General features: G+C 72.0%; 21 protein-coding genes. 10 read left to right on the forward strand and 11 right to left on the reverse strand.

The genetic code is table 11. The features are described 5' to 3' along the window. Positions 1–38: 38 nt before the first annotated feature. From HUN58_RS13225 to upp, 5 genes are all read right to left on the reverse strand, one after another. Positions 39–1,490, reverse strand: a complete 1,452-nt coding sequence (locus tag HUN58_RS13225; RefSeq protein ID WP_180224904.1) for a serine hydrolase — start codon at positions 1,488–1,490, stop codon at positions 39–41. Continuing rightward, complete coding sequence (locus HUN58_RS13230) at positions 1,487–2,836, reverse strand: deoxyribodipyrimidine photo-lyase (RefSeq protein WP_180224905.1); 1,350 nt, start codon at positions 2,834–2,836, stop codon at positions 1,487–1,489. The genes HUN58_RS13225 and HUN58_RS13230 overlap by 4 nt, the downstream gene beginning before the upstream one ends. Continuing rightward, entirely contained in the window at positions 2,833–3,339 is a 507-nt protein-coding gene (locus tag HUN58_RS13235) for a MarR family winged helix-turn-helix transcriptional regulator (protein ID WP_114849734.1), read from the reverse strand. Before HUN58_RS13235 ends, HUN58_RS13230 begins: the two co-directional genes overlap by 4 nt. Before the next feature lie 288 nt (positions 3,340–3,627). Continuing rightward, on the reverse strand, positions 3,628–4,398 hold the full coding sequence (locus HUN58_RS13240) for a winged helix-turn-helix domain-containing protein (protein WP_180224906.1): 771 nt from the start codon (positions 4,396–4,398) through the stop codon (positions 3,628–3,630). 526 nt (positions 4,399–4,924) lie between these two features. Further along, entirely contained in the window at positions 4,925–5,560 is a 636-nt protein-coding gene (upp, locus tag HUN58_RS13245; protein WP_114849733.1) for a uracil phosphoribosyltransferase, read from the reverse strand. A 75-nt stretch (positions 5,561–5,635) separates the two neighbouring features. On the opposite strand from upp, the gene HUN58_RS13250 reads away from it, so the two are divergent. After that, positions 5,636–6,067, forward strand: coding sequence for a nucleoside deaminase (locus HUN58_RS13250; protein WP_180226153.1), 432 nt, complete (start codon positions 5,636–5,638; stop codon positions 6,065–6,067). Positions 6,068–6,123: 56 nt separating this feature from the next. Here the strand turns inward: HUN58_RS13250 and HUN58_RS13255 are convergent, their stop codons facing one another. Both HUN58_RS13255 and HUN58_RS13260 read right to left on the reverse strand, forming a co-directional pair. Next, complete coding sequence (locus HUN58_RS13255) at positions 6,124–6,501, reverse strand: hypothetical protein (protein WP_114849732.1); 378 nt, start codon at positions 6,499–6,501, stop codon at positions 6,124–6,126. Between the two features lie 49 nt (positions 6,502–6,550). Continuing rightward, positions 6,551–7,507 carry a cation diffusion facilitator family transporter gene (locus HUN58_RS13260; protein WP_114849731.1) on the reverse strand — a complete coding sequence of 319 codons (957 nt, stop codon included), beginning with the start codon at positions 7,505–7,507 and terminating at the stop codon, positions 6,551–6,553. A 74-nt stretch (positions 7,508–7,581) separates the two neighbouring features. Between HUN58_RS13260 and proC the strand changes: the two genes are divergently transcribed. Next, positions 7,582–8,412, forward strand: a complete 831-nt coding sequence (gene proC / locus HUN58_RS13265) for a pyrroline-5-carboxylate reductase (protein WP_180224907.1) — start codon at positions 7,582–7,584, stop codon at positions 8,410–8,412. A gap of 96 nt (positions 8,413–8,508) precedes the next feature. Here proC and HUN58_RS13270 read toward each other — a convergent pair whose 3' ends face one another. Continuing rightward, complete coding sequence (locus HUN58_RS13270) at positions 8,509–9,165, reverse strand: TrkA family potassium uptake protein (protein WP_174779406.1); 657 nt, start codon at positions 9,163–9,165, stop codon at positions 8,509–8,511. 43 nt (positions 9,166–9,208) lie between these two features. Continuing rightward, positions 9,209–10,642, reverse strand: coding sequence for a TrkH family potassium uptake protein (locus HUN58_RS13275; protein WP_175324946.1), 1,434 nt, complete (start codon positions 10,640–10,642; stop codon positions 9,209–9,211). Positions 10,643–10,713: 71 nt separating this feature from the next. Here HUN58_RS13275 and HUN58_RS13280 point away from each other — a divergent pair, with 71 nt between their 5' ends. From HUN58_RS13280 to HUN58_RS13300, 5 genes are all read left to right on the forward strand, one after another. Then, positions 10,714–11,229 carry a helix-turn-helix transcriptional regulator gene (locus tag HUN58_RS13280; RefSeq protein ID WP_083519949.1) on the forward strand — a complete coding sequence of 172 codons (516 nt, stop codon included), beginning with the start codon at positions 10,714–10,716 and terminating at the stop codon, positions 11,227–11,229. A gap of 126 nt (positions 11,230–11,355) precedes the next feature. Further along, the gene (locus HUN58_RS13285) at positions 11,356–11,553 is read left to right on the forward strand and encodes a helix-turn-helix domain-containing protein (protein WP_058741922.1); all 198 of its coding nucleotides are present in this window, start codon (positions 11,356–11,358) and stop codon (positions 11,551–11,553) included. A 131-nt stretch (positions 11,554–11,684) separates the two neighbouring features. Next, positions 11,685–11,783 (forward strand): AURKAIP1/COX24 domain-containing protein, encoded by a 99-nt coding sequence (locus HUN58_RS13290; protein ID WP_003792170.1) that lies wholly within the window; start codon positions 11,685–11,687, stop codon positions 11,781–11,783. A gap of 84 nt (positions 11,784–11,867) precedes the next feature. Further along, the gene (locus HUN58_RS13295; protein ID WP_180224908.1) at positions 11,868–12,122 is read left to right on the forward strand and encodes a glutaredoxin family protein; all 255 of its coding nucleotides are present in this window, start codon (positions 11,868–11,870) and stop codon (positions 12,120–12,122) included. After that, positions 12,119–12,412: a Dabb family protein gene (locus HUN58_RS13300; RefSeq protein WP_114849727.1), complete on the forward strand. Its 294-nt coding sequence runs from the start codon at positions 12,119–12,121 to the stop codon at positions 12,410–12,412. Before HUN58_RS13295 ends, HUN58_RS13300 begins: the two co-directional genes overlap by 4 nt. Positions 12,413–12,519: 107 nt before the next feature. On the opposite strand, the gene aspS is transcribed toward HUN58_RS13300, so the two are convergent. Beyond that, entirely contained in the window at positions 12,520–13,860 is a 1,341-nt protein-coding gene (gene aspS / locus HUN58_RS13305; RefSeq protein WP_114849875.1) for an aspartate--tRNA(Asn) ligase, read from the reverse strand. 139 nt (positions 13,861–13,999) lie between these two features. On the opposite strand from aspS, the gene HUN58_RS13310 reads away from it, so the two are divergent. Together HUN58_RS13310 and HUN58_RS13315 are read left to right on the forward strand one after the other, a co-directional pair. Then, a complete protein-coding gene (locus HUN58_RS13310) occupies positions 14,000–14,338 on the forward strand; it encodes a hypothetical protein (RefSeq protein WP_147281416.1) in 339 nt (112 codons plus the stop codon). After that, on the forward strand, positions 14,335–14,550 hold the full coding sequence (locus tag HUN58_RS13315; protein ID WP_114849725.1) for a hypothetical protein: 216 nt from the start codon (positions 14,335–14,337) through the stop codon (positions 14,548–14,550). Before HUN58_RS13310 ends, HUN58_RS13315 begins: the two co-directional genes overlap by 4 nt. Here the strand turns inward: HUN58_RS13315 and HUN58_RS13320 are convergent. After that, positions 14,539–14,940, reverse strand: coding sequence for a MerR family transcriptional regulator (locus tag HUN58_RS13320; protein WP_114849724.1), 402 nt, complete (start codon positions 14,938–14,940; stop codon positions 14,539–14,541). The genes HUN58_RS13315 and HUN58_RS13320 overlap by 12 nt on opposite strands. Positions 14,941–14,980: 40 nt before the next feature. Here HUN58_RS13320 and HUN58_RS13325 point away from each other — a divergent pair, with 40 nt between their 5' ends. Continuing rightward, positions 14,981–16,471 carry a SulP family inorganic anion transporter gene (locus HUN58_RS13325; RefSeq protein ID WP_180224910.1) on the forward strand — a complete coding sequence of 497 codons (1,491 nt, stop codon included), beginning with the start codon at positions 14,981–14,983 and terminating at the stop codon, positions 16,469–16,471. Positions 16,472–16,478: the final 7 nt, after the last annotated feature.

Consider the following 16,478-nt stretch of genomic DNA (forward strand, 5'->3'; position numbering starts at 1 on the left):
CGGAGGTCCCGCCGGCCGCTCCCGCTCGGTGCGGGGGCCTAGCGCTCGGTGGGCTCCGCGATCACCGTCAGGGTCTGCACGAGTCCGGCGGCGAGCGGCGCGAGCTTGATCTCGACCCGCAGCCGTCCGTTCGTCCCCGGGAGCCACCAGCGCAGCTGTGAGGGCACGGTCGCGTGCTCCTCGACCGGGTCCGCGTGCAGGTCGGCACCCACGCGGGCGACGGCCTCGGCCAGTGCCCGCCGTCGCCGTTCGTACGGCTGGTCCATCGGGACGTTCGGGCTGCAGACGCGGTCGGCGAGGGCGTCGCCGGCGGGGTCCTGCGGGGCGTCGGCCCACTGCTGGAGCAGGGTGGTGACCGAGCGCTGGGCGTCCCGGGCGGCGGCGGCGGTCCGCTCGACGCCCGGTGCGACCGGGGACGGCTGGCCCGGGATTCGTTCCAGCACGACGTCGAGCGCCCGGTCGGCGGCCGCGGAGACCTTGGCCTGCGTGGCGTTCTCGAACGCGACCACGCCGAGGCCGTGCTCGACGGACCAGCGCATGTGCGCGGAGAAGCCGGGGTAGCCGCCAGAGTGGCTGACGAGCTCACCGAACCGCGGGTCCTGCTCGACGAACAGCCCGAAGCCGTACGCGGTCGCCCGGGTCGAGGTCGGGACCACCGACGGCGGCACGACGCGCATCGCCTGCTGCATGAGCCGTCGGTCGGCGGGGGAGAGTGGTCCGGGCTCCGGGGTGGTCGACGTCGCGGAGGCCAGGTGTCGTGCCCACCGGGCGAGATCGCGGACGGTCGAGAACAGTCCGCCGATCGACGAGAACGCCCCGGGTCCGGTCATCGGCTGCGGGGTCCACGACCCGTCGTCGTCGCGCTGCCCGGTCACCACGTACCCGCGGGCATCCTCGGCGCGGAACACCGTGTCGTCCAGGCCGAGGGGTGCCAGCACGCGGCTGGTCGCGGCTTCGAGGAACGTCGTCCCGGCTGCGACGGCCACCGCGCGACCGAGCAGGGCGTACCCGGTGTTCGAGTAGGCGAACCGGGTCCCGGGTACCGAGTCGAACAGCAGCCCGCCCCGGAGCACGTCGTCGAGTTCCGCGTCGGCGATCGACTCCTGCCGGTCGGCCCACGGGTCGTCCGTCGGGAACCCGCCGGCCATGGTGAGGAGCATGCGCAGGGTCGGAACCGGGGCGTCCCGCGACGGCAGCGTGACCTCGGCGAACGCCGGGACCGCGTCGGTGATCGGGGCGTCCAGGTCGGCGCGGCCCTCGGCGACGAGCGTGAGGAGGGTCGCCGCGGTGACGCTCTTCGTGCACGAAGCGATGCGGTACACGGTGTCGGCGTCCGGTGCCCGACCGTCCCCGCGGTCGCCGTGCCCGCCGGAGGCGACGAGCCCGTCGCGGTCGAACACGCCCCAGACGCTGCTCGGGGCCGTCCGGGCCGCGACGCGGTCGCGGAACAGCGCGTCGACCTCGGCCAGCAGGTCGTCGGGCAGGCTCATCCGCGGCGCATCCTGTCGTAGGCGTCGAGGGCGCGCTGCCGGCTCGCCTTGAGGTCGACCATCGGCTCCGGCCGGTCCTCGTCCGCGGGGACCCAGCGGTGCACGTACTCGCGGTGCGGGTCGAACCGCTCGAGCTGCCGGTCGGGGTTGAAGACGCGGAAGTACGGCGCCGCGTCGAACCCGGAACCGGCGACCCACTGCCAGTTGCCCGCGTTGTTGGCCGGGTCGGCGTCGACGAGGGTGTCCCAGAACCACTGCTCGCCGATCCGCCAGTCGACGAGCAGGTTCTTCACGAGGAAGCTCGCCGCCGCCAGCCGAACCCGGTTGTGCATCGCGCCGGAGTGCCAGAGCTCCCGCATCCCCGCGTCGACCAGGTCGAAGCCCGTGCAGCCGTGCCGCCAGCGGTCGATCTCGTCCTGGTCGGCGTCGCGCCACGGGAAGGCGTCGAACTCACGGCGGACGTTCACGGTGGCGATGTCGTCGCAGTGGAAGTACTCGTTCCAGTTGAACTCGCGCCACGCGAGCTGTCGGAGGAAGGCCGGCGCCTGCCGACGCTGCTCGGGCTCGAGTTCGCCGTGCAGTCGGTGCCACACCTGGTACGGGCTGACCTCGCCCCAGCGAAGGTGCGGGGACAGGTCGCTCGTCGCCGCCATCGCGGGCTCATCGCGCTGGTCGTAGTCCTCGAGCGCGTCGTGGACGAACCGTTCGAGCTTCCGGTGCGCCCCGGCCTCGCCCGGCTCCCAGGCGTCGCGGAGCCCGCCGGCCCAGTCCGGAGCGGTCGGCAGCAGGGCCCAGTCGTCCAGGTCGTCGCCGTCCACGTCCGCCGGCGCCGGCAGGTCGCGGGGCTTCGGCAGCGGGTGCCGGGGTTCGGGCATCGCCTGCGCCGCGCGCCAGAACGGCGTGAAGACCTTGAACGGCTCGCCCTGGCCGGTCAGGACGGTCCACGGCTCCCAGAGCAGGTTCGCCGCGAAGCTGTGCGCCTCGGTACCGGCGTCGGTCAGGCCGCTCTTGATGCCGGCGTCCAGGTCGCGCTCGACCCGGCCATAGCGACGGTTCCAGTAGACCGCGTCCGCACCGGCGTCGCGGACCAGGGCCGGCACCACGTCGGCAGCAGCGCCCTTCCGGAGCACGAGTCGTGACCCCCGGTCCCGCAGCTCGCCGTCGAGCGCCGCGAGCGAGTGGTGCAGCCACCAGCGGCTCGCGGCCCCGACCGGTCGGATGCCGTCGGTCTCCTCGTCGAGGACGACCGCGACCGTGACGGGTCCACCGTGGTCGATCGCGGCACGGAGCGCGGGGTTGTCGGCGAGCCGCAGGTCCTCCCGCAGCCAGACGACCGCGCCGCTCATGCGTCCACCGTGGCCCGGTCACGCGGGACGCGGGTGGTGCTCCGCCCCGGTGCGTCCGCCGCGACCCGGAGCTTCGTGCACAGGGCGGTGAGCGTCTGGAGCTCGTCGTCGTCGAGACCGGCGCCGACCTGCTCCGCGATGGTCTGCGCGTGCTGCACGGCGACCGAGCGGTAGACGTCGAACCCGTGCGCCGTGAGGGCGACGATGACCCCGCGGGCGTCGCTCGGGTCCGGCTGCTTCTCGACGATGCCCTTCGATGCCAGGCGCTCGACGAGTCGGCTGACGCTCGGCTGGGTGAGCAGCAGGTGTCCGGTGAGCTCGCGCATCCGGCACCGACGGCCGGGCTGCGTCGACAGGTTGAAGCACACGTCGTACTCGTTGAACGAGATCTCCGCGCTCGGGAAGTCGGCGTTGAGCGCCCGCATGACCGTCACCTGCGCCCGGAACAGTGCTTCCCAGGCCGCGACGGCGGTCGCCTTGTCGCTGCGGCGTGACTCGTCCACGGTGCGGCCCCTTCGGTCGTGCGGTCAACCCACACTAGCGACGGAGCACGAGCGCGCCGTGCAGACGGGGGACACGCCCGCGGACGGGTCGGCAGACGCAACGAGGGCCGGTCGCCTTCTGGGCGACCGGCCCTCTCCCTTGCACCAAGAGTGTCCTGCAATCACATTCCGCAGCCAGTGCCACAGCAAACACTGTCTGCAAGAAGGACTGTATAACGGCGAGGTAACGGCGCGCCAGCGTGTGACGAGGTCGTTCGCTGCGAGTTCACCGGGAGGACGCCGAGCGGATCAGAAGAGGTCGGGCGAGGGCGTCGAGGCGTAGCGCACCGCGACGTCGGCGTGCCGGTCGAACCGGTAGCCGACACCCCGCACGGTGCGGACGATCTCCTCGAACGCGCCGAGCTTCGAACGGAGCCGACGGACGTGCACGTCGATCGTGCGCTCGTTCGGGGTCTCGTCCTCGCCGTCCGACCACAGGCCCTCGATGATGGCCGCGCGGTCGACGGTCTGTCCCTCGCGGAGGACGAGGAACTGCAGGAGCTCGAACTCCTTGTACGTCAGGGGAGCGGCCTCGCCGTCGAGCGTGACGCGCTTGCGGGAGATGTCGATGACGACCCCGGTCTCCTCGGGCTCGGACTTCTCGGCCTGCTTGCGGGCAGCGACGGCGGAGCGGTCCTGCAGGGCGAGCCGGACGACGTCGACGTCACGGCCACCGGAGCCCTCGGCGGCGACGGCCACGGCGGCGTACGTCTCCGAGGTCGGCACGAGCTGCGCGGTGAGGGCCTTGAGCTGCTCGACCACCGCGGCGAGCGACGTGCCCGCGGCGGCGGCCTGCGCCTCGTCGATGCCGACGTACAGCGCGAAGCCGCGGGCCTCGGTGCCCTCGGGCAGCGACCGGTTGCGCTGCGGCGCGACGACCGGGCTGGTCGGGATGCCGTCCGGGACCGGCGGGGCGGCCGGCGCGCGACGGGACCGGATCGACGTCACGGTGCCGAGGTCCGTCGACACGGACGCGGGGGAGCGGTGAGCGGTGCGGGGCTGGGCGATGGTGAGCGACATGGCGGTTCTTCCGTGCGGGTTGCTGCGCTGCGTGCGGCGCGGCGGTGTCGAATGCGTCGGTCCGGGTTCGGCGGATCGCCGTGTCGCCCTGCGGTCCGTCGGTGGACCGGGGCCTTCCCGGGGGTACGGGTGCACCGTCTCGAGCACGGTCGCTGTCCGTCGCCGGACGCTGTGCGTCGTCGATTCGGTGTCACCCGGGGATCACACGCTCGCGACCGGGGTGGTGTCGCGGGGGATCCAGCTGGAACGGGTACCGATCAGGCACACATTCGACAACGCATGACCGCCGTCGTCGGCATCATCGTGCCGACGGTCCCCACTGCCCCTCGGGAGGAGCACGTCTCGAGGACGCGGGTGGACGGGTTCGCAGTCATGGGACGAGTATCAGCGGTATACCAACCCCGTGTCAACCGTCCGTGCGGACGGTGCGCGGTCCGGCCCCCGGGATGCAGGACGCCCCCGACCACGCGGGACGCCACGCCTTCCGGCAGGGTCTCGCGCGAGCGGGGGCGTCGCGTCGGTGGTGCTACTCGGCCAGCCCGTACAGGCGGTCGCCGGCGTCGCCGAGGCCCGGGACGATGTACCCGTTCTCGTCGAGCTTCTCGTCGAGGGCGCCGAGCACGATCGTGACGTTGCGGTCGCCGACGGCCTGCTCGACGGCGGCCAGGCCCTCGGGAGCGCCCAGGATGCACACGCACGTGACCTCCTCCGCGCCGCGGTCGAACAGGAAGTCGATCGCCGCCGCGAGGGTACCGCCCGTCGCGAGCATCGGGTCGAGCACGAAGCACTGGCGGCCGGACAGGTCGTCGGGCAGGCGCTCGGCGTAGGTCTGGGGCTCGAGCGTGGTCTCGTTGCGCGCCATGCCGAGGAAGCCGACCTCGGCCGTGGGGACGAGCTTGACCATGCCCTCGAGCATGCCGAGGCCCGCGCGGAGGATCGGGACGACGAGCGGGCGGGGCTTCGCGATGGAGACGCCCATGGTGTGCGCCACCGGGGTGTCGATCGGCGTGGCCGTGACGCGGACGTTGCGCGTCGCCTCGTACGCGAGGAGCGTGACGAGCTCCTCGGTCAGGGCGCGGAACGTGGGGGACGGTGTGGTCCGGTCGCGGAGCACCGAGAGCTTGTGGGTGATGAGCGGGTGGTCGGCGACGTGGACTCGCATGGAGTCGAGCGTACCGTGCCGATGGGGCAGGATCGACGCGTGGAAGACCCCGCCGGCCGCCCGTTCACCGCCGCCATGGACCGTGCCCTCGCCGAGGCACGCGCGTGCCTGGCCACCGGTGACGTCCCGGTCGGGGCCGTCGTGCTCGACGCCGACGGCGACGTCGTGGCGGTGGGGCGCAACGAGCGCGAGGCGCGGCAGGACCCGACCGCCCACGCCGAGGTCCTGGCGCTCCGGGCCGCGGCCGCGGTCACGGGGGACTGGCACCTCGCGGAGCACACGCTCGTGGTGACGCTGGAGCCGTGCCCCATGTGCGCCGGTGCCGCGCTCGCCGCCCGGGTGCCGCGGATCGTGTTCGGGGCGTGGGACCCGAAGGCCGGGGCGTCGGGGAGCGTCTACGACATCGCGCGGGACCGCCGGCTGCCGCACCGGTCCGAGGTCGTCGGCGGCGTGCGGGAGGCGGCCTGCGCCGCACTGCTCGACGCGTTCTTCCACGAACGACGCTGACCCCGCGGACCGCGGACCGCGGACCGCGGACCACGAACCGCGGACCGCGGAGCGCCCTACTTCCAGAGCACCGCGACGAGCACGTTGATGATCGCCAGCGCCCCGGCCGAGTGGAAGAACGGCAGCGCGGCCTTCGCCTTCGCCTTCCCGGCGTCGGCCTGCGCCTGACGCGCCCGGGCGACGAGCGCCAGGACGAGCGCGACCACCGCGACGGCCAGCTTCACGCCGAGCTTCGCGTGGTTCGCCCCGCCGTCCGTCGTGGCATCGAGGATGCCCATCATCGCGAGGCCCGTGACGAGCTGCGTGACGAGCCCGATGACCATCCAGCCGGTCTGGAACCCGCCCTTCCGGCGCACCTGCACGAGGAACGCGCCGATCACGGCCGCGAGGCCGAGGAAGTGCAGGATGAGCAGGACCGAGGAGAGCGCCGTCATGGACACGAGCCTGGCGGAAGCGGGTGGTCCTCCGCCAGCAAGGCTGCCCTCAGTCGGCGGCGCGGATGACGATCGCCTCGGTCGGCGGTCGTGGTCCGGTCCGGAGCACGTCCGGCTCGACGTAGATCACCCGTGCGGCCGGGACCGCTGCGCGGATCCGCTGCTCCACGGCGTCGATGCCCGCCGCGACGTCGCCGAGCCGCCGGTCGCCGTCGACGGCGACCTTCATGCCGACCATGAGCTCGTCCGGGCCGAGGTACAGGGTCTTGAGGTGCACGATCGAGTCGACCTCCGGCCCGTCGAGCGTCGCGGTCCGGATGCGTTCGACGTCGGCGTCGTTCGCTCCCTCGCCCACGAGCAGGCTCTTCGTCTCGATGCCGAGCACGACCGCCACCGCGATGAGGAGCAGGGCGATCAGGATCGTGCCGGCCGCGTCGAACACCCCGTTGCCGGTGACCACCGTCAGCCCGACGCCGAGCAGCGCGAACACCAGGCCGGTCAGGGCCGCCGTGTCCTCGAGCATGACGACGGGGAGTTCGGGCGCCTTCGCCCGGCGCACGAACTGCACCCACGACTGCGACCCCTTGTGCGGGCGGGCCTCCCGCAGCGCCGTGCGGAGCGAGAAGCCCTCGAGCCCGATCGCGACGACGAGCACGGCGACCGGCAGCCACCAGTTCTCGAGCGGGTGCGGCGCCGCGAGCTTCTCGAGCCCCTCGTACAGCGAGAAGACCCCGCCGACGGTGAACAGGATGATCGACACGACGAACGCGTACACGTACCGTTCGCGCCCGTGGCCGAAGGGGTGCTCCTGGTCGGCCGCCTTCCGCGCGCGCCGTCCGCCGAGCAGCAGCAGGAGCTGGTTCGCGGAGTCGGCCAGGGAGTGCACGCCCTCCGCGAGCATCGCCGCGGACCCGCTGATCGCCGCCGCGACGAACTTGACGATCGCGATCCCGACGTTCGCGGCCAGTGCGGCGAGGATCGCCCTCGTGCCTCCCGAAGCGCTCACAGGTGTCCCTTCTCCCGACGTGCCCCGATCCTAGGCGCGACCGGTGCGCGAGGTCGCTGGATAGGGTCATGAGCATGACGATCGAACTGCCCCGCACCGCCATGCTCGGCGTCGGCTCCATGTCCGGCGCGGTCCTCGACGGCCTGCTCGCCGCGGGGCTCGACCCGGCGACCGTGACGCTCACGACGAAGTCCGAGGGCTCGGCTGCGGCACTGCGGGAGCGCGGGCTCGACGCCCTCGCCACCGACACGGACCCGGACGCCAACCGGCACGCGGTCCGCGGCGCCGACCTCGTGGTGCTCGGGGTCAAGCCGTACATGGTGGCCGACGTGCTCGACGAGGTCGCCGCGTCCCTGCACCCGGGCGCCGTGGTCGTCAGCGTCGCCGTCGGCACGACCACCGCAGCGATGGAGACTCGCGTGCCCGCCGGCGTCCGCGTCGTCCGCGCGCTGCCGAACACTCCGATCGGCGTCGGGCACGGCGTCACCGGCATCAGCGCCGGCGCGACCGCCGACGACGCCGCGGTCGCGCTCGCGTCGTCCGTGTTCAGTGCCTCCGGCACCGTGCTCACCGTGCCCGAGGACCGGCTCGACGCCCTGTCCGCGGTCTCCGGTTCCGGACCCGCCTACGTCTTCCTGCTCGTCGAGCAGTGGCAGGAGGCCGCCGAGCGCCTCGGCTTCGACCACGAGCAGGCCGCCGCGATGGTGCAGGGGACGCTCCGCGGCGCGGTCGAGCTGCTGGCCGCCTCCGGGCGGGAGCCCGCGGACCTCCGGCGGGCGGTCACCAGCCCGGCCGGCACGACCGAGCGCGCCGTCGCCGTCCTGCAGGACGCGGACCTCGCCGCGACCCTGGAGCGCGCGTCGCGCGCGGCGATCGCACGGGCCGAGGAGATCGCGCGGTCCTGACACCGTGCGGTCCAGCCCTCGCGTCGCCGGGGGCGACGAACACCGGACGGGAGGATCGTGGCGGGCCCCGCCACGAGCCTCCAGGCCGTCAGCGGGTCACTCGAGCGCAGCGAAGCGTTCCAGGTCCGTCTCGGTGCCGGAGACGATGATCACGTCGTCCTCGCCGATCACGCTGTCCGGCGTCGCCGGCACGAACGCCCGCCCCGGCGACTTGATGCCGAGCACGGTGAGTCCGTGCCGCGTGCGGATGACCGTCGTGGCGAGGTCCTTGCCGCGCACCGCGCGGGGCGGGTGCATCTTGACCACCGCGAAGTCGTCGTCGAACTCGATGAAGTCGAGCATGCGTCCCGAGACCAGGTGGGCGGTCCGCTCGCCGGCCTCGCGCTCCGGGTAGACGACGTGGTTCGCGCCGATGCGGGACAGGATCGTGCCGTGCGACCGGCTGACGGCCTTCGCCCAGATCTGCGGGATCCCGAGGTCGACGAGGTTCGAGGTGATGAGGACGCTCGACTCCAGGTGCGAGCCGACCGCGACCACGGCGATCGCGAAGTCCTGCGCACCGATCTGCCGCAGGGCGTCGATGTCGGTGGCGTCCGCCTGCACGGCGTGGGTGACCCGGTCCGACCACTTCTGCACCAGCGCGGCGTCGGTGTCGACGACGAGGACCTCGCGGTTCTGGCGCTCGAGCTGCCCGGCGGTCGCGGCGCCGAAGCGGCCGAGGCCGAGGACGAGCACGGGGGCGTCGTGGCTCACGGCTCCGGTGACGGGGTGGGGCGCACGGCGGTCGGCGCGTCGGTCAGCCAACGATGGGCCTCTCTTCGGGTCGGCGGAACAGCTGCCGGCTCTGGCTGGCGGCCAGGGCTGCGGCGATCGTCACTGTACCGACCCGGCCGAGGAACATGGTGGCGGCGAGCACGTACTTGCCGGACTCGGGCAGCTCGGCCGAGATCCCGGAGGACAGGCCGCACGTGGCGAAGGCCGAGATGACCTCGAACAGCACGCGGTCCAGGGAGTCGCCGGTGATCTGCAGGAGCACGACGGTGGCGACGGCGACGATCGTCGCGCCCCACAGCACGACGGCGACGGCGACGCGGAGGACGTCGCTCGGGATGCGGCGGCCGAACGCCTCCATGCTGCGGCGCCCCCGCGCCTCGGCGACGGCGGCGAGGAACAGCACGGCGAGGGTGGTCACCTTGATGCCACCAGCGGTCGAGGCCGAGCCGCCGCCGATGAACATGAGCATGTCGGTGACGAGCAGGCTCGCGCCGTGCATCTGCTCGACGTCGATCGTCGCGAAGCCGCCCGATCGGGTCATCGTCGAGAAGAAGAGCGCCTGGAACGCGGTGTGGCCGGCGCCCTCGGACCCGAGCGTGCGGGGGTTCGAGGCCTCGAGCGCGGTGTAGACGACGGCGCCGAGGAGCAGCAGCACCGCACTCGTGGTCAGCGTGAGCTTGACGTGGATGGGCCACCGCCGCGGGGAGCGGAGCTGCTTGGTGAGCGTCCGGATGACCGGGAAGCCGATCGACCCGAGGACGACGGCGACCATGAGCAGCGACAGGAACCAGTAGTCGTGGGTGAACGGCGCGAGGCCGTCGGCGTTCGGCGCGAACCCCGTGTTCGTGAACGCCATCGCCGCGTAGTAGAAGGAGTCGCCCACCGCCGTCCAGAACGGGTACCCGGCGACGAGCACCGACGGCAGGAGCAGGAGCCCGACCGCGATCTCGATGGTCAGCGTGCTCACCGCCACCGTCAGCAGGAGCGTGCCGACCTCGCCGAGCCGGACCGCCTGGCCCTCCGGCACGGCGCCGTGGTGGGTGCGGAGCGGGTTCGAGTCGCCCGCGGCGATGAGCTTCGCGCGGAGCCCGAGCCGACGGGTCACCACGAGCCCGAGGATCGACGCGAAGGTCAGGACGCCGACCGCGCCGATCTGCGTGCCGATCACCACGAGGGTCTTGCCGAACACCGACCAGTGCGTGGCCATGTCGACCGTGGCCAGCCCGGTCACGCAGACGACCGACGCGGCGGTGAACAGGGCGTCCGAGAAGTGCGTCGTCGTGCCGTCCGCCGAGGCCATCGGCGTCATGAACAGCAGCGTGAACAGGAACACCAGCGCGATGAAGACGAGGATCGCCAGTCGGGAGGGCGAGGACCTCAGCACCGCGGCGATCCGGCTCACCTGTCGCCGGGAGGCGCTCACTTGGGGCGGGAGCGGCTCGGTGCGGTCGAGCATCGTATGCCTCCGGGGACATGGGCGGGACAGCGGTCATGGTACATCCGCGCCCGCCCGACTAGCCTTGCCGCATGGCCGACATCTTCACCGTCGTGGCGGACCCGACCCGGCGCGAACTGCTCGGTGCGCTGCTCGCCGCGTACGGGTCGGACAGCACCGGCGGCGAACTCAGCGTCGGGCAGCTCGTCACGAAGCTCGGCGTGAGTCAGCCGACCGTGTCGAAGCACCTCAGGGTCCTGCGGGACAACGGCCTCGTCTCCACGCGCGAGGAGGGTCAGCACCGCTTCTACCGTCTCGACCCCGAGCCCCTCGTCCGGCTCGAGGAGTGGGTCGTCCCGTTCACCGGCGCGGTGGACGCCGACGGCACCCCCGCCACGACGGCCTGGACGCTCGACGGCCAGCCGGTCTCGATCCGCCGCAACGGCACCGCCGGCAAGGCCACGGTCGAGGTCGGCACGGAGCTCGGCCGCGTGATGGCCGAGGCGTCCTACCGCGCGACCGCGGCGTTCAGCGGGGCGCAGCAGGGCTGGGAGCGCGTCGTCGAGAGCAGTCGGAAGCGCTTCACCCGACGGGGCGAGGACGACTGACGTCACGGTTCGGCCCCGAGCCTCGGAAGTGCCTGGACACGTCGTCCCGTCGGCCCCTACAGTTACCAGAGACCACACAGGTCACACCCATCCCGCGCGGGAGCGCGGGTCACCCGAAGGACCACCATGAGCGGCAGTTTCGACGACGTGCGCTTCCTCACCGTCGCAGAGGTCGCCGAGATGATGCGCGTCTCCAAGATGACGGTCTACCGGATGGTGCACGCCGGTGAGCTGCCCGCGATCCGCTTCGGCCGGTCGTTCCGCGTCCCGGAGTCCGCGGTCGCCGACGTCCTGCGCGGCGGCGGGGTCGCCGACGTCGGCTAGCGCCCGTCCGCCCGGCCACGCCGCTCGTTCGACAGGACCGCTGCGCTCCGCTAGACTCGGCCGGGTTGATTTTCCGCGGTCTCTTCGGGCCCGGTGTCCACACATCAGCATCGTTCCGAGCGAGGTCCACTATGGGTTCTGTCATCAAGAAGCGTCGCAAGCGCATGGCGAAGAAGAAGCACCGCAAGCTCCTGCGCAAGACGCGTCACCAGCGTCGCAACAAGAAGTAAGTCCAGTACTTGCACCCGAAGCCCCGGTCCGCCGGGGCTTTCGTGTGTCCGGGCGCCGGTCCCCCTGCGGGCTAGGGTGATGACATGCCCGCCGTGACCCTGTTGACGAAGCCCGGCTGCCACCTCTGCGACGACGCCCGACCGATCGTCCAGCGGGTCGTGGCCGACCATCCCGGCACCATCCTGCAGGAGCGGTCGATCCTGGACGACGACGCGCTGCGCGAGCAGTACGCCGAGGACATCCCGGTCGTCCTGGTCGACGGGCGGGTCCACAGCAACTGGCACGTGGACGCCGACCGGCTCCACCGTGCACTCGAGAAGGCCGAGGCCCGCGCATGATCCACCACGTCGTCTCATGGACCCTGCGGGAGGACCTCGACCGCTCGGCGTCGATCGACCGCATCCGCGAACTGCTGACCGGCCTGGTCGGCACCGTCGAGGCGATCCGCTCCCTCGAGGTCGTCGAGAACGTCGCCTACCCGGGGAAGAACCAGGACGTCGCGGTCGTCGCGACGTTCGACGACCTCGTCGGGCTGGACGCGTACCAGGTGCACCCCGACCACCAGGCGGCGGCAGCGGAGATCCGCGGACTCGTCACGTCGCGGGCGGCCATCGACTGGGAGCGGTGATCCGCGCCTCTCGTCCATGACGTGCGACCAGCCGGGACCGTCCCGGTCGTGGACACGAGAACGGCCACCCTCCTGCAGGAGGGCGGCCGTTCTCGTGTCGTCGCAGGTTACGGGGTGAGCCGCGTCGGCCCGCGGAACAGGTACGTGACCTCGCGGATCGACGGCTCGTGCAGCGCGAGCATGAGCACGCGGGCCAGACCCATGCCGAAGCCGCCGTGCGGCGGGACGCCGTAGCGGAAGAAGTCGAGGTACCAGTCGATCTCGGCGGTGTCGAGACCCTTCTCCTCGGCCTGTGCCGCGAGGCGCTCGACGCGGTGCTCGCGCTGCGCGCCGGTCGAGATCTCGGCGCCGTTGAACAGCAGGTCGTAGCTGTTCGTGAGCGTCGGGTCGTCCTCGTGGCGCATGTGGTAGTAGGGCCGGATCGTGGCGTCGTAGTCGGTGACGAACACGAACTCGGAGCCGTGCGTCTCCTTCGCCCAGGCGCTCACGCGGCGCTCGCCCTCGGGGTCCAGATCACCGTCGGCGCGCACGACCTCGTAGCCGCTTTCGGCCACGATCTTCCGGGCCTCGGCGAGGGTGACGCGGGGGAACGGGGCGGTCGGCACGACGAACTCGAAGCCGAAGACCTCCTCGATCTCCTCGCCGTACTTCTCCTTGACGGCGGTGAAGCCGGCGACGAGCAGCTCCTCGTGCATGGCCATGACGTCGGCGTGCGACTCGACCCACGAGATCTCGGCGTCGACGCTCGTGAACTCGGTGGCGTGCCGGCTCGTGAACGACGGGTCCGCGCGGAAGGCGTCGGCGATCTCGAACACCGCGCCGAAGCCGGCGGGCTGCGCCATCTGCTTGAAGTTCTGCGGCGACTGCGCCAGGTAGGCCGTCGTCTCGAAGTACTCGAGCTGGAAGAGCTCGGCGCGGGACTCCGACGCCGACGCCATCAGCTTCGGGGTGTGGATCTCGATGTAGTCGCGCTCGACCCAGTACGTGCGGAACGCGTGCTCCATCGTCGTCTGGATGCGGAAGATCAGGTTCTGCTTGCGGTTGCGCAGGTCCAGGAACCGCCAGTCGAGACGCTTGTCCAGGGACGAGTCGTCGGCGATCGGGGTCTCCGGGATCGCGGCGCTCACCACCTCGAGCGAGCCGACCTTGACCTCGAGCCCGCCGAGCTTCACGCGCTCGTCGTGCTTCAGGGTGCCGCGCACGTGCACGAAGGTGCCGTGGGCGAGACCGGAGATCGCGTTCGTGATGCCGAGGGCGGCCTGGGCGGCGTCGTCGCCGTCCTCCGCCTCGCGCGTGGCCGGGTTCACCAGCTGCGCGGCACCGGTCTCGTCGCGCAGGACGACGAACTGGACCTTCTTCTGGTCACGGACGGTCTCCACCCATCCGGCGACGGCAACGGGGCCGTCGGGGAGGGCGGCGAGGTCGGCGATACGGGTGCGTTCGATCACGGTCGTCGAGTCTACGGCCTCCTCCACAGGGAGGGTTCCGCGGGTGGTCCTCCACAGGTCCGGACGGGAGGCACGGGTCGGGTCCGCCTGGTCCGTAGGGTCGGGTGCGTGGTCGGGTCGCGAGTCGAGAGGGGACCGGGTGACGGCAGGGGGAGTGGGGCTCGCGGCCTGGCCGCCCCTCGCGGTGGCGACGGTCGTGGCGGCGCTCGTCGCGACGACGCTGACGCTGCTGGTGGGGGTCGTCGGCGGGTGCTGGGCGGTCGTGCGGTGGCGTCGGGACGTAGCGAGGGAAGAGCGCGACCGTGCGTGGTCACGCTTCGTCTGGACCGTCGACCAGGCCTGCGCCGCGGACGTCGGGCGCGCGGAACTCGGTTGCGCGAGCGCCGAAGCGATGTACGACATGCAGATTCTTCGCGAGGACGACGCGACCGTCGGCAGCATCGTGCTCGAGATCATCACGGGAAGGAACGGCAGATGACGGTGGAGGACCCGATCGACGCACTCATCCTGCGACGGCGGGAGGAGTTCCGGGAGCGTGTCCGGCGGCAGTACCGGCTGCGGCCGTGGCGCGCCCGACGCGTGCTCGAGCGGCACGACACGCTCATCCGGCACCTCGAGGAGACCCGGGCTGCGCGGCGTGAGCGCGCGCGGCTCGTGGCGGCGGGGTTGCTCCCGGCATCACGGGAGTGATGCGCGGAGGGTGCTCAGCGTCCCGATGAACTCCTCCGCCATGCCGGCACGCTCGACGAGCTTCGCGTGGCGAGCCCGGGCGTCGTCCAGGAACGCGTCGAGTCGGGCGGCGCGGGTCCTGGCATCGTCCGGGTCGGCGTCGCGCAGGCCGTCGACGACCCGGAGCAGCTCGGCCATCTCGTCGAGGGTGAACCCGAGGGGCTTCATCCGTCGGATCACGAGCAGGCGCTCGAGGTCGTCGCCCGTGTAGACGCGGAAGCCCCCGGTGGTGCGGCCGCTCGGGACGAGGAGCCCGACCTCGTCGTAGTGCCGGATCGTCCGGAGGGACATCCCCGCACGCTCGGCCAGCTCGCCGATGTGCATGGTCGCAGGGAGGCCGGCATCGCTCATCGTCCAACCCTACCCTCACGTGAGGGTAGGGTTGCCCGCGATGACCGTGATCACCCATGCCCCCACGCCGCCGCGCGTCCTCGATGCCCTCCGATCGCCGCGGATGCTGACGCGCGAGGTCCTCGCCGGCGTCGTCACCGCGCTCGCCCTAATCCCCGAGGCGATCTCGTTCTCGGTCGTCGCCGGCGTCGACCCCGCCGTCGGGCTGTTCTCGAGCGTCGTCATCGCCGTGGTGATCGCGTTCGTCGGCGGTCGCCCCGCGATGGTCTCGGCCGCCGCAGGGTCGGTCGCCCTGGTGATCGCTCCGCTCGTGCGCGACCACGGGATCGCCTACCTCGTCCCCGCGGTGGTGCTCGGCGGCGTGTTCCAGCTCGTCCTCGGGTTCCTCGGGGTCGCACGGCTGATGCGCTTCATCCCGCGGAGCGTCAACGTCGCGTTCGTGAACGCGCTGGCCATCCTCATCTTCACCGCGCAGCTGCCGAACCTGTTCGGCGGGGACGTGCCCGTCGTGGTGTGGCCGCTCACCGCGCTCGGCGTCGGCATCGTCGTCGGGTTCCCGTTCCTCACGAAGGCCGTCCCCGCGCCGCTCGTCGCCGTGGTCGTCGTCACGGCGATCACGATCGTCTTCGGCATCGCCGTGCCGACCGTCGGCGACGAGGGGGCCCTGCCGACGGCACTGCCCGGCTTCGGCGGGATCACCGTCCCGATCACGTTCGAGACGCTGCAGATCGTCGCGCCGTACGCGTTCGGCGTCGCGATCGTCGGACTCATCGAGACACTCCTCACGGCACAGCTCGTCGACTCGATCACCGAGACCCGGTCGAGCGCCTGGCGGGAGTCCTGGGGGCAGGGCATCGCGAACATCGCGTCCGCGTTCTTCGGCGGCACGGGCGGCTGCGCGATGATCGGCCAGACGGTCATCAACGTGAAGACCGCCGGCGCGCGCACCCGGATCTCGACGTTCGTGGCCGGCGTCTCGGTGCTCGTGCTGACGATCGTGCTGCACGACCTGGTCGCGCAGATCCCGATGGCGGCGCTCACCGCCGTGATGCTCATGGTGTGCGTCGCGACCTTCGACTGGCACAGCATCCGACCGCGCACCCTCGGGCGGATGCCGCTCGGCGAGACCGCCGTCATGCTGATCACGGTCGTGGTGGTCGTCGCGACCGACAACCTCGCCACCGGCGTGCTCGTCGGGGTGGTCGTCGCCGCACTCGTCTTCGCGCGGCGGGCGGCGCACCTCGTCACGGTCGTGCGGGAGCCGGTGGACGAGCGCACCGTCCGCTACCGGGTCCGCGGCGCGCTGTTCTTCGCGTCGTCGAACGACCTCGTCACCAGGTTCTCGTACGCCGAGGACCCCGAGCACGTCATCGTCGACATGAGCGACGCGCACGTATTCGACGCGAGCACCGTCGCCGCGCTCGACGGCGTGGAGCAGCGCTTCATGAAGCACGGTTCGACGGTCGAGGTCGTGAACCTCAACACCGGGTCGGTCGCCCTGCACGGACGCCTGACCGGGCGCCTCGGCTGAACGTCCC

The organism is Curtobacterium sp. Csp1, from assembly GCF_013347185.1.